The 14,487-nt window shown below is 75.1% G+C and carries 16 protein-coding genes; 11 read left to right on the top strand and 5 right to left on the bottom strand.

Annotation, left to right across the window (positions count from 1 at the left end):
• Positions 1 to 225: 225 nt before the first annotated feature.
• From ACQP04_RS03885 to ACQP04_RS03875, 3 genes are read right to left on the bottom strand one after another with little or no spacing between them, the layout of a single operon-like run.
• Positions 226 to 561, bottom strand: a complete 336-nt coding sequence (locus ACQP04_RS03885) for a hypothetical protein (protein WP_433505695.1) — start codon at positions 559 to 561, stop codon at positions 226 to 228.
• A 57-nt stretch (positions 562 to 618) separates the two neighbouring features.
• Positions 619 to 1,797, bottom strand: a complete 1,179-nt coding sequence (locus ACQP04_RS03880) for a fumarylacetoacetate hydrolase family protein (protein ID WP_433505694.1) — start codon at positions 1,795 to 1,797, stop codon at positions 619 to 621.
• Positions 1,798 to 1,807: 10 nt separating this feature from the next.
• Entirely contained in the window at positions 1,808 to 2,788 is a 981-nt protein-coding gene (locus ACQP04_RS03875; RefSeq protein ID WP_433505693.1) for a DUF2867 domain-containing protein, read from the bottom strand.
• Positions 2,789 to 2,840: 52 nt separating this feature from the next.
• Between ACQP04_RS03875 and ACQP04_RS03870 the strand changes: the two genes are divergently transcribed.
• The 4 genes from ACQP04_RS03870 to ACQP04_RS03855 all read left to right on the top strand — a co-directional run bounded on the left by ACQP04_RS03870 (position 2,841) and on the right by ACQP04_RS03855 (position 5,578).
• Entirely contained in the window at positions 2,841 to 3,446 is a 606-nt protein-coding gene (locus ACQP04_RS03870) for a TetR/AcrR family transcriptional regulator (RefSeq protein ID WP_433505692.1), read from the top strand.
• Between the two features lie 45 nt (positions 3,447 to 3,491).
• Complete coding sequence (locus ACQP04_RS03865) at positions 3,492 to 3,716, top strand: FDXHR family putative zinc-binding protein (protein ID WP_232873270.1); 225 nt, start codon at positions 3,492 to 3,494, stop codon at positions 3,714 to 3,716.
• A gap of 123 nt (positions 3,717 to 3,839) precedes the next feature.
• A complete protein-coding gene (locus tag ACQP04_RS03860) occupies positions 3,840 to 4,928 on the top strand; it encodes an S-(hydroxymethyl)mycothiol dehydrogenase (protein ID WP_433505691.1) in 1,089 nt (362 codons plus the stop codon).
• Positions 4,928 to 5,578: an MBL fold metallo-hydrolase gene (locus ACQP04_RS03855; protein WP_433505690.1), complete on the top strand. Its 651-nt coding sequence runs from the start codon at positions 4,928 to 4,930 to the stop codon at positions 5,576 to 5,578. Before ACQP04_RS03860 ends, ACQP04_RS03855 begins: the two co-directional genes overlap by 1 nt.
• Positions 5,579 to 5,635: 57 nt before the next feature.
• Here the strand turns inward: ACQP04_RS03855 and ACQP04_RS03850 are convergent, their stop codons facing one another.
• Complete coding sequence (locus ACQP04_RS03850) at positions 5,636 to 6,778, bottom strand: MFS transporter (RefSeq protein WP_433505689.1); 1,143 nt, start codon at positions 6,776 to 6,778, stop codon at positions 5,636 to 5,638.
• Positions 6,775 to 7,695 (bottom strand): S-methyl-5-thioribose-1-phosphate isomerase, encoded by a 921-nt coding sequence (gene mtnA, locus ACQP04_RS03845; protein WP_433508296.1) that lies wholly within the window; start codon positions 7,693 to 7,695, stop codon positions 6,775 to 6,777. Before mtnA ends, ACQP04_RS03850 begins: the two co-directional genes overlap by 4 nt.
• 156 nt (positions 7,696 to 7,851) lie before the next feature.
• Here mtnA and ACQP04_RS03840 point away from each other — a divergent pair, with 156 nt between their 5' ends.
• Genes ACQP04_RS03840 through ACQP04_RS03810 form a run of 7 tightly spaced genes read left to right on the top strand, consistent with a single transcriptional unit; the run spans position 7,852 to position 14,362 of the window.
• A complete protein-coding gene (locus tag ACQP04_RS03840; protein ID WP_433505688.1) occupies positions 7,852 to 8,784 on the top strand; it encodes a metal ABC transporter solute-binding protein, Zn/Mn family in 933 nt (310 codons plus the stop codon).
• Between the two features lie 2 nt (positions 8,785 to 8,786).
• The gene (locus tag ACQP04_RS03835; protein ID WP_433505687.1) at positions 8,787 to 9,524 is read left to right on the top strand and encodes a metal ABC transporter ATP-binding protein; all 738 of its coding nucleotides are present in this window, start codon (positions 8,787 to 8,789) and stop codon (positions 9,522 to 9,524) included.
• Positions 9,512 to 10,684, top strand: a complete 1,173-nt coding sequence (locus ACQP04_RS03830; RefSeq protein ID WP_433505686.1) for an iron chelate uptake ABC transporter family permease subunit — start codon at positions 9,512 to 9,514, stop codon at positions 10,682 to 10,684. Before ACQP04_RS03835 ends, ACQP04_RS03830 begins: the two co-directional genes overlap by 13 nt.
• Positions 10,681 to 11,607 carry a metal ABC transporter permease gene (locus ACQP04_RS03825; RefSeq protein ID WP_433505685.1) on the top strand — a complete coding sequence of 309 codons (927 nt, stop codon included), beginning with the start codon at positions 10,681 to 10,683 and terminating at the stop codon, positions 11,605 to 11,607. The genes ACQP04_RS03830 and ACQP04_RS03825 overlap by 4 nt, the downstream gene beginning before the upstream one ends.
• A gap of 39 nt (positions 11,608 to 11,646) precedes the next feature.
• Complete coding sequence (locus ACQP04_RS03820) at positions 11,647 to 12,054, top strand: YciI family protein (RefSeq protein WP_037052667.1); 408 nt, start codon at positions 11,647 to 11,649, stop codon at positions 12,052 to 12,054.
• Positions 12,055 to 12,062: 8 nt separating this feature from the next.
• The gene (locus ACQP04_RS03815) at positions 12,063 to 13,223 is read left to right on the top strand and encodes an RNA polymerase sigma factor (RefSeq protein ID WP_433508295.1); all 1,161 of its coding nucleotides are present in this window, start codon (positions 12,063 to 12,065) and stop codon (positions 13,221 to 13,223) included.
• 38 nt (positions 13,224 to 13,261) lie between these two features.
• A complete protein-coding gene (locus ACQP04_RS03810; RefSeq protein ID WP_433505684.1) occupies positions 13,262 to 14,362 on the top strand; it encodes a gamma-glutamylcyclotransferase family protein in 1,101 nt (366 codons plus the stop codon).
• Positions 14,363 to 14,487 lie beyond the last annotated feature (125 nt).

Here is a 14,487-nt window from a genome sequence, read left to right as displayed (position 1 = left end):
CCCCGGCCGTCAGCGGCGCGGGAGGCCCGCGCCCCGTGCGGTGGTCCTGACGGCGGCGGCCCTAGGCCGTGTCTCTCAATCCGCCACCACCGCTCCCGGCGCCCACGCCGTCCCCGCCGGCGTTGCCGGGCCACCCGAATACGCCCGGTATGAGGGCAGCCCGGCTGCCTTGCCGGGAACAACGTGGATCACCGGGCCCGGCGGCGCCGGATTGAGAGACACGGCCTAGTGGACGACGCCGCCGCTGTGGTCGTGCCCGGAGTGCTCGTGGTGCTCGTGGTGCTGGTGCCCGTGGTCCTCGTGGTCGCAGTTCTTCCAGTCGTGGTCGTCGTGCTTCCAGTCGTGGTCGTGCTTCCAGTCGTGGTCGTCGTGGTGCTTGTCGTGCTTGTCGTGGTGCTCGTGCTTGTCGTCGTGCTCGTGCTTGTCGTGCTTGTCGTGCTTGTCGTGGTGCTTGTCGCCGTGGTGACCGTGATCGTGCGAACTCTTGAAGTCGCCCATGGTGGTCCCGTCCTCGTGCGCCGTGGCGCTGATGATCCCGACGTGTCGTCTGACCGCGACCACACGCTCGCTGATACGCCGCGCGTCGTTACCGCCGTTCCGCCCCACGGCGCAGCGGCGTCAGCCCGCGGGCAGGACCGTGCCGCGCACCTCTCCGAGGGAGAACCGGCCGCCGTCCGGACGCGGGGCGCTGGCGACGATCGAGACCTCGTCGCCGTCGTGCAGGTAGTGGCGGGTGGTGCCGTCGGACAGCGCGAACTCGTCCCGCCCGCCCCAGGTCAGCTCGAGCAGGCAGCCGCGCTGGTCGCGGCGGGCCCCGGAGACGGTGCCGGAGCCGAGCAGATCGCCCGGCCGGATCGGCGCGCCGTTCGTGGTCAGGTGCGTGACGAGCTGGGCCGGCGTCCAGTACAGGTCACCGCCGGGCGGGGTGGAGATCCGCTCGCCGTTGAGCCGCACCTCGAGGGTGACGTCGAGCCCCCGGTCGGCCTTGCCCCGCAGGTAGGGCAGCGGCTGCGGGTCCCGGGCGGGCGGCTCGGCCCAGGCGCCGGCCAGCTCGTCGAGCGGGGTGATCCAGGCCGAGATCGAGGTCGCGAAGGACTTGCCCAGCAGCGGGCCGAGCGGGCGGGACTCCCAGGACTGGAGGTCGCGCGCCGACCAGTCGTTGAGCAGGACCACGCCGAAGACGTGGTCGAGCGCCTCCTCCAGCGGCACCGGCCCGCTGCTCGCGCCGCCGAGGACGAAGCCCAGCTCGGCCTCGAAGTCCAGCGCCTTGGTCGGGCCCAGGTCGCCGGGACCGCGCTGGCCCGCGGGCCGGACGACGGGGCTGCCGCTCACGTAGACCGTGCCGGCGCGGCCGTGGTAACCGACCGGGAGGTGCTTCCAGTTCGGGGTCACCGTGGCACCCGGCTTCGCGATCGCGGCGGCGTTGGCGGCGTGCTGCTCGCAGGCGAAGAAGTCGACGTAGTCCGCGACGGTGAAGGGCAGCACCGGGACGACGCCGGCGTGCGGCAGGGCGTACGGCGCCAGCCGCTCGGGGTCGGCCAGCCACGAGGCCAGCCACTCCCGGACCTCCCGCCACGCCGGCCGGCCGGCCGCGAGCAGGCCGTCGAGCGTGGGCTCGGAGAGCAGGGCCGGGTAGGGCCCGTCCTGGGCCGCCGCGAGCGTGCCGACGTCGATGTAGGCGGTGCCGGCGGGCGCCACGATCCGCGACGGCCCGGGGCGCCCCGACCCGGCGACGACGCCGAGTGCCGTGCCCAGCGGCGGGTCCGGCGGGAGCAGGTCGGCGGCCGTCCGCGTCATGCCGGGCACGCTACCCCGGATACGCCCTCCCACCCGTCGTCATCGACCTTGCGGGTGCCCCCGACGACAGCCGGCGCGCCGCCGCCGCCAGCATCGACCGGACGACGAGGGGGTGCAGGTGCCGCACCACGCCCCAGTACAGCCGGCCGCGGCCGCCGCGGATCCGCACGACGGTGCTCAGCACGACGCGCCCGGGCTCGCGCAGGACCGAGGCCCGGAAGTCCAGGTGGCCGGCGTCGGTGCCCAGGAGCACCTCGTCGTCCGTGCGGCGCAGGGTGTCGAAGGCCGACCGGTCGGCCCGCTCGATCCCGACGAATCCCACCAGCGCCTGGCGCAGGGCGAGCAGGGCCGCGACCCACCCCGGCACCCGGCGGAACACCGCGTCCGCCCAGGCCTGCGGGTCGGCCGGCGCGTCGTCCGGCGCGGGCACGGCGTAGGCGTCGGCGGCGTCGATCCGCGGCAGCACCCCGCGCAGCAGCGCGGTGTCCGGCACGGGGACGGCGGTGGCCCGCGTGCGCTCGGCGGCCCGCCGGAGCACCCGGACCAGCGGGGACCAGCGCGCCGGGCGCGCGGGCCCGGTGTCGAGCGCGCGCTCGGCGGTGTCGAGCAGGTCCTCGAGCACGGCGTCGTGCAGCGGGCGCACGGCCAGGGGCCAGAGGAGCCGCATGGCCCCGCTCGTCCGCAGCCGCAGGTCGTGCCGGAGGACGCAACGGCCGGGCCCCCGGGGCTCGACGACGAAGGCGTGCGTGCCGTCGAGGCCCTGGCCGGGAGCCGCGGTGAACTGGACGAGCCGGCCCGGCTCGTGGCGGGAGACCGCGTACCTGAGCCCGCCGTGCCCGCCCGCCGCCCCCGGCCCGAGCGGGCGGTCGAGGGTCATCGGCGACCAGCCCGCGGGCCACAACCGGTCCCCCGGCCTGCCGAGGGAGTCGACCAGCTCCCACACCTGCTCCGCCGGAGCGGGGAGCTCACGCTCGTGCACGTTCCTGACCATCGGAAACCTCCGTACGCCACCGTACGGAGCCACCATACGCTAGCGTACGGCGATGTCGAGGGCCGGACGCAGGACGTTGACCGCGGACGACTGGGCCGCCGCCGCCCTGAGGGCGCTCGCCGAGGGCGGCACGCGGGCCGTCGCCGTCGAGCCGCTCGCCGCCCGGCTCGGCGCGACCAAGGGCAGCTTCTACTGGCACTTCCGGTCCCGCGACGAGCTGCTGGCCGCCGCCCTCGACCGCTGGGAGCGGGTCGAGACCGAGGAGGTCATCCGCACCGTGGAGGCCGAGCCCGATCCCCTCGCCCGGCTGCGCGCCCTGTTGCTGCTGGTCCTGGGGGCCACCACCGAGCGGGCGGGCAACGCCGTGGAGCTGGGCCTGCAGGGGGACGCCGGGCACCCGCTCGTCGCCCCGGTGCTCGAGCGCGTCTCCCGGCGCCGGATCGCCTACCTGACCGCCCTGTTCACCCGGCTCGGCTTCGCCGCGGCCGAGGCGGAGCGCCGCAGCCTGCTCGCCTACACCGCCTATCTCGGCCACGCCCAGCTCGCGCACGCGACGCCCACCCTCGCTCCCCGTGGCGAGGCGCTGCAGGCCTACGCCGACGAGGTGATCCGGACGGTCGTCGACCGGGGCGGCGGGGACGACCGGCCCGCGGAGTGATCACCGCGCCCGGTTCTGTCGGTGGGGGCACGTACCCTCGCCGCCGTGGCGTCGACCGAGCTGATCCGGATCACCTGTTGCGGCTCGTCGTGGGTCGGCGCCGACCGGGCCCACTGCTGCCGCCGGTTCGGCGGTTGCGGCGCGGTGTTCGACGACGCCAGGCTCTTCGACGCGCACCGGCCGAAGGGTGCGTGCACCGACCCCCGTGGGCTGGACCTGGTGCAGACCAAGAACGGCATCTGGCTGCGCCCGCTCGACCTCGCAGGCTGAGCGGGCTTCCCTCCTCCGGGGGACGTTCCGGGGCGAGGGACGCCGGGCACCTCGCGTCCGATCCATGAAAGGGTCACGATGCGCGCATCCCGCGCGGCGTGGACCGACACAGGAGTGAGAAGCATGGCGCAAGAGGTCCGTGGGGTCGTCGCCCTCGAGAAGGGCAAGCCGGTCTCCGTCGAGACGATCGTGGTCCCGGACCCCGGTCCCGGCGAGGCGGTCGTGAAGATCCAGGCGTGCGGGGTCTGCCACACCGACCTGCACTACCGGGAGGGCGGGATCAACGACGAGTTCCCGTTCCTGCTCGGCCACGAGGCCGCCGGGATCGTGGAGTCCGTCGGCGAGGGCGTCACCGACGTCGCCCCGGGGGACTTCGTGATCCTCAACTGGCGCGCGGTCTGTGGCCAGTGCCGGGCCTGCCGCAAGGGCAAGCCCTGGTACTGCTTCAACACCCACAACGCGACACAGAAGATGACCCTGAAGTCCGGCCAGGAGCTGTCCCCGGCCCTGGGCATCGGCGCGTTCTGCGAGAAGACCCTGGTCGCCGCGGGGCAGTGCACCAAGGTCAACCCGGCCGTGACCCCGCAGGTCGCCGGGCTGCTCGGCTGCGGGGTGATGGCCGGCATCGGCGCCGCGATCAACACCGGCGGCATCGGCCGCGGTGACTCGATCGCGGTCATCGGCTGCGGCGGCGTGGGCGACGCCGCGATCGCCGGGGCCACCCTGGCCGGCGCCACGACGATCATCGCCGTGGACACCGACGACCGGAAGCTGGAGTGGGCCCGCGGCTTCGGCGCCACCCACACCGTCAACGCCCGCGAGACCGACGCCGTCGAGGCCATCCAGGCCGCCACCGACGGGTTCGGCGCCGACGTCGTCGTCGACGCGGTCGGTCGCCCGGAGACCTGGAAGCAGGCCTTCCTCGCCCGCGACCTGGCCGGCACCGTCGTGCTGGTCGGCGTCCCGACCCCGGACCTGAAGGCCCCCGAGCTGCCGCTGATCGAGTACTTCGGCCGCGGCGGCGCGCTCAAGTCCTCCTGGTACGGCGACTGCCTGCCCTCCCGGGACTTCCCCTACCTGGTCGACCTGCACCTGCAGGGCCGGCTGCCGCTGGAGAAGTTCGTCTCCGAGGAGATCGGCCTCGACGACATCGAGACCGCCTTCGAGAAGATGCACCACGGGGACGTGCTGCGCTCGGTGGTGGTCCTCTGATGGGCACTCCCGAGGGCTTGCACAAGGGGCCGATCGACCACGTCGTCACCCACGGCACGTTCTCGCTCGACGGGGGCACCTGGGAGGTCGACAACAACGTCTGGGTCGTCGGCGACGAGAACGAGGTCGTCGTGATCGACGCCGCGCACGACCCGGAGGCCATCGGCGAGATCATCGCGGGGCGCCGGGTGGTCGCGGTGGTGTGCACGCACGCCCACGACGACCACGTCAACCAGGCCCCGCGGCTGGCGGACACGTTCAACGCGCCGATCCTGCTGAACCCGGCCGAGGCGCCGCTGTGGGAGATGACCCACCCCAACCGGTCCCCGGACCAGGAGATCGCCGACGGGCAGATCGTCACCGCGGGCGGGATCGAGCTCCGCGCGCTGGTCACCCCGGGGCACTCCCCCGGCTCGACCTGCCTCTACGCGCCGGAGCTGAAGACGGTGTTCACCGGCGACACGCTCTTCCAGGGCGGTCCCGGTGCCACCGGCCGCTCCTACTCGAGCTTCGACACCATCATCGACTCGATCCGCGGCACCCTGCTGCCCCTGCCCGGAGACACCGAGGTCCGCACGGGGCACGGCGACTCCACCAGCATCGGCTCGGAGGCGCCACACCTCGAGGAGTGGATCGCCCGGGGCCACTGATCCCGTGAGAGGCGAACGGCACTGTCGCTCACTCCTACTGAGCGAGAGTGCCGTTCGTCAGGTTCTGGGGCGACGGGTCAGGGGCAGCACCGCGAGGAGCAGGAGGGCGGCGGCACCGAAGGCGGCGCGGAAGCCGAAGGGCTCGGCAATCGCACCGAGGCCGCTCGAGCCGGCGCCGGTACCGGCGTCGAACCCGATGTTCCACGCGGCGCTGGCGGCGCCGTAGCGGGCGGGCCCGGCGACGGCGAACAGCGAGACCAGCGAGTCGCTCTGGACCAGCCCGAACCCACCGCCGACGGCGAAGGCGCCGACGACCAGCAGCCAGCCCGCGCCGCCGACCGACAGGACCTCGACCCCCATCCCCACCGCGGCGAGCAGCGTGCCGGGCAGCAGCAGGCGCCCCGCCCCGCGCCGGTCGACCAGCCCGCCGGCGAGCCCGCGGCCGAGGATCCCGCCGACCGCGACGGCGAACAGCGCCAGCGGTGCGGCCGCACTCGCGGCCGGCGCGACCAGCGGCAGGAAGGTCACCAGCCCGCCCTGGGCCAGCGAGCAGGCGAGCATCGCCGCCATCGGCCCGGTGCCGGCGCGCCAGCTCCGGACCATCTCCGTGCCGAGCTCCGCGGGGTCCTGGACGCGCGGCTCGGCGCGCACCGGCCGGCCGGTCCGCAGGAACGGCACGGCCGCCGCCCCCAGCAGCGGCGCGATCCCGGCCGCCAGGAACACGCCGGCGAACCCGAGCAGGTCGACCGTCGCGACCCCGAGCGGCAGCAGGAACAGCTGCGGGATCCCGATCGCGTACCCGTACCGCGCCGTCGCCCGCCCGTGCTCGGCCGGCGGCACCAGCTCCGCCACCAGCGCGCTGCCGGCCACCGTGAGCAGCCCGAAGCCGACCCCGCGCACCGCGGAGATCAGCAGCACCGGCCCGAGCTCGGCCGTGAACAGCAGGAACGGCGCCGGGGCCCCGAGCAGCACGAGGCCCGCGCCGAGCACGACCCGGTAGCCGACGCGCCGGAGCAGGGCCGGCACCGCGAGCTGGGTCGCGACGGTCGTGGCCATCAGCACCCCGGTCGTCGTCCCGGCACCGAACTCGCCCGTGCCGGCCCGGCTGACCCAGAGCGGCAGCACCGGCAGCAGCAGCGCGTGCCCGCCGAACCCGAGGACGGTCACGACGAGCATCAGCCGGAAGGCGGCAGTTCTCATGGCCGCCAGGTCCGGGTGTCGGTCACGATCGCGGTGACCAGGTCCGCGGGCGTGACGTCGAACGCCGGATTCCACACGTCTGCCCCGGCCACGACCTCGGCCGCGTCCCGCTCCTCGATCTCGATCGCGGCCCCGTCAGGCGTCGCGGCGTCGACCGTGGTCTCCGGCGCCGCGACGACGAACGGGATCCCGGCCCGCGCGGCCGCGAGGGCCAGCGGGTAGGTCCCGATCTTGTTGGCGACGTCGCCGTTGGCGGCGATCCGGTCCGCCCCGACCACCACTGCGTCGACCAGCCCCCGCGCGATCACCGAAGCCGCGGCCCCGTCGACGACCACGCGGTGCGGCACGCCGAGCGCCTGCAGCTCGACGGCGGTGATGCGCGAACCCTGCAGCAGCGGCCGGGTCTCGTCCGCGACCACCAGCTCCACCCGCCCCGAGGCGTGCAGCGACCGGACGACCCCGAGCGCGGTCCCCCACTCCACGCAGGCCAGCGCGCCGGCGTTGCAGTGGGTGTGCAGCCGCAGCGGACGCTCCCCGCACAGCTCGCCGAGCAGGGCCGCACCCCGCGCCCCGATCGCCTGGCAGGCGGCGACGTCCTCGTCCCGGAAGGCGTGTGCGGCTGCCAGCGGATCCGGGGCCGCGAGGGCCCGCTCCACGCCCCGTCGCAGGTTGACGGCGGTGGGCCGGGCGGAGGCGATGCGCTCGGCGTCCTCGGTCAGGTCGCCGCCGTTGCGCGCGGCCAGCGCCACCCCGTACGCCCCGGCGACGCCCAGCGCGGGTGCCCCGCGGACGACGAGCCGCCGGATGGCGTCGACCAGCCCGTCGACGGTCGTGACCTCCACCCGGTGCAGCTCGGGCAGCCGGGTCTGGTCGACCAGCACGATCCGGTCGCGCTCCCAGGTGATCGTCGGCGGCAGGTCCCGGGGGACGGTGGTGGAGGACACGCAGGAACCTTCTCAGAACGAGACACCACGGGCCGGGATCGCACCCTATGCTCACCTGACTTCGTAGAGGGGTCTCACCGGTGAGATAGGCGGGTCTACATGGTGGGTCGGCGCAGGTGGACGGCACTGGTGCTGCTCGCCGTGGCCTGCCTGCTCGGCTCCGGCTGTGCCGCCCGGACCGTGACCGCGGACCGCGCCCCGGTCGCCGAACGCCAGGTCCGCGTGACCACGACCACCACGATGATCACCGACGCCGTGCACCGGATCGGCGGCGACCGCGTGCAGGTCACCGGCCTGATGGGGCCCGGTGTCGACCCGCACCTGTTCAAGGCGAGCGCCCGTGACGTCCGGCTGCTGCGCGATGCCGACCTCATCCTCTACGGCGGGCTGGGCCTGGAGGGGAAGATGGGCGACCTGCTCGCCGAGCTCGCCGCGCGGCAGCCCACCGCCGCCGTCACGGACGGGATCCCGCGCACCGCACTGCTCACCCACGCCGGCTCCCCCGAACCGGACCCGCACGTCTGGTTCGACGTCGCGCTGTGGGAGGACCAGGCCCGCACGATCGCGGACCGGCTCGCCGCGCTCGACCCCCGGCACTCGGACGTCTACCGGGTCAACCTCGACGCATACCTCGCCGAGCTGACCGCGCTCGACGCCGAGGTCCGCGAGCGGATCGCCGCGATCCCGCCCGCCCAGCGCCTGCTCGTGACCTCGCACGACGCGTTCGCCTACTTCGGCAGGCGGTACGGCATCGAGGTCGCCGCCATCCAGGGCATCTCCACGGCCGCCGAGGCCACCACGGCCGACGTCGAGCGGGTCGCCGAGCTGCTCGCCACCCGCCGGGTCCCCGCCGCGTTCATCGAGACCTCGGTCCCGCGGCAGACCGTCGACGCGCTGCTCGCCGCCACCGCCGAGCGGGGGTTCAGGGCGTCGATCGGCGGGGAGCTGTACACGGACTCCGCCGGCGAGCCCGGGACGCCGGAGGGCACGTACACGGGCATGGTCCGCAGGAACGCCGAGCTGATCGCGAGCGCCCTCGGGGCGCCGGGCCGGGAAGGGTGAGGATGCACGCACTGGAGATCTCCGCGCTGACCGTGTCCTACCGCGCCGCGCCCGCGCTGTGGCAGGTCGACGCGACCTTCCCGCGCGGCGCCCTGTCGGCGATCGTCGGCCCGAACGGGGCGGGCAAGTCGACCCTGCTCAAGGCGGCCCTCGGGCTGGTCCCGGCGGACTCCGGCACCGTCCGGATCGCCGGCGTGCAGGGCCGGGCGGCGCTGGCGAACCTCGCGTACGTGCCCCAGGCCGAGTCCGTGGACTGGGACTTCCCGATCACGGTCGCCGAGGTCGTCGCGATGGGCCGCTACCGGGCGGTCGGCTGGTTCCGGCGGATCGGCCGCGCGGACCGGCGGATCGCCGAGGAGTGCCTGGACCGGGTGGGCATGGCCCCGCTCGCCCGGCGGCAGATCGGTCAGCTCTCCGGCGGCCAGCGGCAGCGCGTCTTCCTCGCCCGGGCCCTCGCGCAGCAGGCCGAGGTGCTGGTCATGGACGAGCCGTTCGCCGGCGTCGACGCCCGCACCCAGGCCGACCTGCTCGAGCTGCTCCGCACGCTGTCCGACGAGGGCGGCTCCACCGTCGTCGTGCACCACGACCTCGCGCAGGTCCGCAGCGCCTTCGACTGGGTGCTGCTGCTCAACGTCCGCGCGCTGGGCTGCGGGCCGACGGCGGAGGTGCTCACCGAGGACGCCGTTCGCCGCGCCTACGGCGCCGGCCTGCCCGAGGGGACGCCGGTGTGGACCGGCTGAGCCTCCTGTTCGGCCTGCCCTACACCGACACGGTCGTCGTCGCGGGGGCGCTGGTCCTCGGCGTGACGAGCGGGGTGCTGGGCTCGTTCGCGGTGCTGCGCGGCCGCTCCCTGGTGGGCGACGCCATCGCGCACTCCACGCTGCCCGGCGTCTGCGTGGCCTTCCTCGTGCTCGGCACGAAGGAGGTGGCCGGGCTGCTCGCGGGCGCTGCCGTCGCGGGGCTGGTCGCGGCCCTGCTGATGGTCGCCGTCGAGCGCTCGCGCCTGCGGCCGGACACCGCGATCGGCGTGGTGCTGTCCGGGTTCTTCTCCCTGGGCATCGTGCTGCTCACCCACATCACCGCGGGGGGCAACGCGCAGCAGGCCGGCCTGGAGAGCTTCCTGTTCGGGCAGGCCGCGGGCCTGCTGGAGCGCGACGTCGCGGTGATGGCCGCCGTGGGCGCCGTCGGCGTGGCCGCGGTGGTGGTGCTGCGCCGCGCGCTCGCCGCCACGCTGTTCGACCGCGCCTACGCCGCGGCGATCGGGCTGCCGACGCGGGCGATGGAGATCGCCGTGACGGCCTTCCTCGTCGCGGCCGTGGTGATCGGGGTGCGGCTGGTCGGCGCGATCCTCATGGTCGCGATGCTGGCCGTGCCGACGGTCACGGCGCGCCAGCTGGCCGACCGCTTCCCGCACGTGCTCGTGCTGGCCGGGGTCGTCGGTGCGGTCGTCGGGGTCACGGGCGCGCTGCTCGCGACCCGCGGGCAGCTGCCGACCGGGCCCGTCGTCGTGCTGGTGGGAGTGGCCGTCGCCCTGCTCGCGGTGGTCCTGGCCCCCGGACGCGGCGTGCTGTCGCGGCGGCTGCGGCTCGCCCGGCGACGCCGCACCGCCCGGCGCGCCACGGCCCTGCAGGACCCCGCGACCGCCGACCCGCGTACCCGTCGCCGGCTCGTGTCGGCGGGCCTGCTCACCACCGACGGCGCCCTGACGCCCGCCGGGCGGGCGGAGCGGGCCGCCGTCGCCGAGCACCTGGCGCTCTGGCGGGCCTGGCTCGACCACGGCCCGCAGATCAGGCTGCGCGACGCCCGCGAACCCGACCCGCTCAACCTGGTCGGCACCCTCGACCCGGAGGCGCTCGCCGAGCTGCGGGAGCGCGCAGGGCTGGACGGGGGCGGCCGGTGACCGCCGACGACCTCACGATCGTCCTGGTCGCGGGCCTGACCGCGACCGCGTGCGGGCTGCTCGGCCCGTTCCTCGTGCTGCGCCGGATGGCCCTGCTCGCCGACGCCGTCAGCCACGCCGTGCTGCCGGGCATCGTGGCCGTGTGGCTCATCGCCGAGACGCGGGCGCCGGTGCCGGTCGTCGCCGGTGCCGCCGCCTTCGCCGTGCTCTGCGTGCTCGGGATCGACGCCGTCCGGGCGACCGGGCTCGTGGCCTCCGACGCGGCGATCGCGCTGGTCTTCCCCGCGCTGTTCTCGCTCGGCGTCCTCGGGATCACCCGCTACGCCTCGGACATCCACCTGGACCTCGACTCCACGATCTACGGCGAGATCGCGTTCACCCCGTTCGACGTCGTCACCATCGCGGGCGTGGACCTCGCGCGCGCCGGCGTGGTCCTCGCCGTGGTCGTGCTGCTCAACCTGATCCTGGTCACGGCGCTGTGGAAGGAGCTGCGGGCCACGACCTTCGACCCGCACTTCGGCCGCGTCACCGGGCTGCGGCCGCGGCTGCTGTCCCGGTTGCTGCTGGTCGCAGTCGCGATCACCGCCGTGTCGGCCTTCGAGGCGGTCGGCGCGATCCTCGTCGTCGCGATGCTGATCGTCCCCGCCGCGACGGCCTTCCTCGTCACCCGCGGCCTCGCCGCGATGGTGGCCGTGGCCGTCGCCGTGGGGTGGGTGGGGGCGGTCGCCGGGCACGTCCTCGCGCTCACCTTCGACAGCTCGATCGCCGGCGCGATGGGGCTGGTGTGCACGGGCTGCTTCGTCGTCGCGCTGGTCGCCTCGCCGCGCGGCCCGGTGGCCCGCCTCCTCCGCGGCCGACGACGAGTTCCGGAATTCTTCGGCGGCGATGTCGAGAACCCTGGACCGGCACCGTCCCCGCGGTGAACGTGACCACGACGGGTCACGCCGACCGAGGAGAACACGATGGCCAAGTACCTGCTTCTCAAGCACTACCGCGGCGCGCCGGCGGCGGTCAACGACGTGCCGATGGACCGGTGGACGCCGGAGGAGATCTCGGCGCACGTGCAGTACATGCAGGACTTCGCGACCCGGCTCGAGGGGACCGGCGAGTTCGTCGACGGCCAGGCACTCGCGCCCGAGGGGACGTTCGTCCGGTACGACGGCGAGGGGCGCCCGCCGGTCACCGACGGCCCGTTCGCGGAGACCAAGGACCTCATCGCCGGCTGGATGGTGATCGACGTCGACAGCTACGAGCGCGCCCTCGAGCTGGCCGGTGAGCTGTCGGCCGCACCCGGGAAGGGGGGCGAGCCGATCCACGAGTGGCTGGAGGTGCGCCCGTTCCTGACCGCCCCGCCCACCGTCACGGAGTGACCTCGCCGGTGAACCAGGTCCTGCTCCGGAGCCTCACGCCGAGCGTGCTCGGGGTCCTCGTCCGTCGCGGAGCCGACTTCGCGGCGGCCGAGGACGCCGTGCAGGACGCGCTCGTCGAGGCGCTGCGCGTGTGGCCGGCCGACCCGCCGCGGGACCCGAAGGGCTGGCTGGTCACGGTGGCCTGGCGCAAGTTCCTCGACGCGACCCGCTCCGACGCCGCCCGCCGCCGGCGCGAGGACCTCGTCGACGTGGAGCCGGCACCGGGGCCGGCGCCCGCGACGGACGACACGCTCCAGCTCTACTTCCTGTGCGCCCACCCGTCGCTGACGCCCTCGTCCGCGGTCGCGCTCACGCTGCGCGCCGTGGGCGGACTGACCACCCGCCAGATCGCCCAGGCCTACCTCGTGCCCGAGGCGACCATGGCGCAACGCATCAGCCGGGCCAAGCGCACCGTCTCCGACGTGCGGTTCGACCGGCCCGGCGACGTCGCGACCGTGCTCCGCGTGCTCTACCTGGTCTTCAACGAGGGCTACTCGGGCGACGTCGACCTCGCCGCCGAGGCCATCCGGCTCACCCGTTCGCTCGCGGCCGCGATCGACGCTCGCCACATTCTCTACGGCGAGGTGGCGGGGCTGCTCGCCCTCATGCTGCTCCACCACGCCCGGCGTGCCGCCCGGACCGCCCCCGACGGCAGTCTGGTGCCGCTGGCCGAGCAGGACCGCGGCCGGTGGGACACCGGGGCGATCGCCGAGGGCGTCGGGATCCTGCAGGCGGCGCTGGCCCGCGACCGCCTCGGCGAGTTCCAGGCCCAGGCGGCCATCGCGGCCCTGCACGCCGACGCGCGTACCGCCGAGGAGACCGACTGGGTGCAGATCGTCGAGTGGTACGACGAGCTCGTGCGCCTGACCGACAGCCCGGTCGTCCGGCTCAACCGCGCGGTCGCGGTCGGCGAGGCCGACGGACCGCGGGCCGGGCTGGCGGCGCTCGCGGCGCTGGACGACACGCTCCCCCGCCACACGGCAGTGGCGGCGTACCTGCACGAACGCGACGGCGACCCGGGGACGGCGGCACGGCTGTACGCCGAGGCGGCCCGGAAGGCCCCGAACCTCGCCGAACGCGACCACCTGACCCGCCAGGCCGCCCGGCTCAACGCCCAGCACGGTCTCTGACGAGCCCGCGAGCGGGATCCCGCTCCATACTGCGGGGGATGCTCCCCGACTTCCCCGACGCCGCGTTCCCCGCCGCGCCGTACCCGGGGGTGGTGCCGGACCGCTCGTTCGTGCACGTCGACGGCGGTGGGCTCGCCCTGACACCCGACCCGTCCGCCCGCTCCTCGTGGCGGGTGGGCGGCCCCGGCACCGGCTCCGATCCCGGCACCGACCTCGATGCCTGGCTCGCCGGGCGCGGCGCGCCGCCGCTGGCCGCCCGCGTCCCGTTGCTGACCTACGGCTCCAACCGCAACCCGGCGAAGATCGGCTGGCTGCGCTGCGAGCTGGGGCTGACCGGCCCCGTCGTCGTGCTCCGGGGCCGGACGACGGGGCTCGCCGCGGTGTGGGCGCACGGCCTGCGCGTGGTCGACGACCAGCGGCCGGCGGTGCTCGCCGCCGCCCCGGGCCTGGTCGAGGAGCACTCCGTGTGGTTCGCGACGCCCGAGCAGATCGAGGTGCTCGACGTGTGCGAGGGCCGGTCCTCCGGCCGCTACCGCCTGGCCCGCGTGCACACCGGCGAGGTCCGCACCGAGGACGGCTCCCTGCTCGACGACGTCCTGGCGTACGTCGGGCTGGCCGGCATCCGCCGCCCGCTGCTCGTCGACGGCGAGCCGGTCCGCTGCACCGACCTCCCCCAGACCGCCGCCCGCGTGCTGCGGGGCGAGCCCGCCCCGTCGGACGGGCTGGACGCGACCACCGTGACGGGCGCGCCCGACCCGGACGCCTGGCCCGCCCGGCTGTTCGTCTACGGCACCCTCCAGCCCGGCGAGCGTGCCTGGCACCTGCTGGCGGAGGCCGCGGCGGGCCCCGCCGAGCCGGTCACGGTCCCGGGGACGCTGCTCGACACCGGCTTCGGCTACCCCGCGATGCTCCGCGACGCCGGGCCCGGCGTGCCCGGCCACGTCGTCCCGCTGCGGGACCCGGCCGCCCTCCTCTCCCGGCTCGACCGGTTCGAGGGCCCCGACTACGTGCGCGTCCGGATCACCACGCCCGATGGACGGCCGTGTTGGACGTACGTATGGACCGCTCCCACCTGCGGGTTCCGCTCCGTCGAACGGTGGGGGCACGTGTCACCCGGCGTAGCCGGGCGGCGGCCGTGATCGGCCTCTCAGGTCGGGACGAGTCCCCCGGTACCGGCCCCGACGGTCAGGTTTAGCGGCTGGTCGTCCCTCCGCCACGCCCTGCGGGAACCGAACGGCTCACCTAGCGTGGTCCGTCAACCGAC

Origin of the sequence: Pseudonocardia halophobica (assembly GCF_050948485.1) — a bacterium.
GTDB classification, from domain to species: domain Bacteria; phylum Actinomycetota; class Actinomycetes; order Mycobacteriales; family Pseudonocardiaceae; genus Pseudonocardia; species Pseudonocardia halophobica.
This window is presented reverse-complemented; position numbering and strand designations above follow the sequence as displayed.

What these genes read in the sequence shown, in the direction of transcription:
- ACQP04_RS03880 (WP_433505694.1), bottom strand. Translation starts at nt 1,797, where the DNA reads ATGACGCGGACGGCCGCCGACCTGCTCCCGCCGGACCCGCCGCTGGGC.
- ACQP04_RS03875 (WP_433505693.1), bottom strand. Translation starts at nt 2,788, where the DNA reads ATGGTCAGGAACGTGCACGAGCGTGAGCTCCCCGCTCCGGCGGAGCAG.
- ACQP04_RS03870 (WP_433505692.1), top strand. Translation starts at nt 2,841, where the DNA reads ATGTCGAGGGCCGGACGCAGGACGTTGACCGCGGACGACTGGGCCGCC.
- ACQP04_RS03860 (WP_433505691.1), top strand. Translation starts at nt 3,840, where the DNA reads ATGGCGCAAGAGGTCCGTGGGGTCGTCGCCCTCGAGAAGGGCAAGCCG.
- ACQP04_RS03855 (WP_433505690.1), top strand. Translation starts at nt 4,928, where the DNA reads ATGGGCACTCCCGAGGGCTTGCACAAGGGGCCGATCGACCACGTCGTC.
- ACQP04_RS03850 (WP_433505689.1), bottom strand. Translation starts at nt 6,778, where the DNA reads ATGAGAACTGCCGCCTTCCGGCTGATGCTCGTCGTGACCGTCCTCGGG.
- ACQP04_RS03835 (WP_433505687.1), top strand. Translation starts at nt 8,787, where the DNA reads ATGCACGCACTGGAGATCTCCGCGCTGACCGTGTCCTACCGCGCCGCG.
- ACQP04_RS03820 (WP_037052667.1), top strand. Translation starts at nt 11,647, where the DNA reads ATGGCCAAGTACCTGCTTCTCAAGCACTACCGCGGCGCGCCGGCGGCG.
- ACQP04_RS03810 (WP_433505684.1), top strand. Translation starts at nt 13,262, where the DNA reads ATGCTCCCCGACTTCCCCGACGCCGCGTTCCCCGCCGCGCCGTACCCG.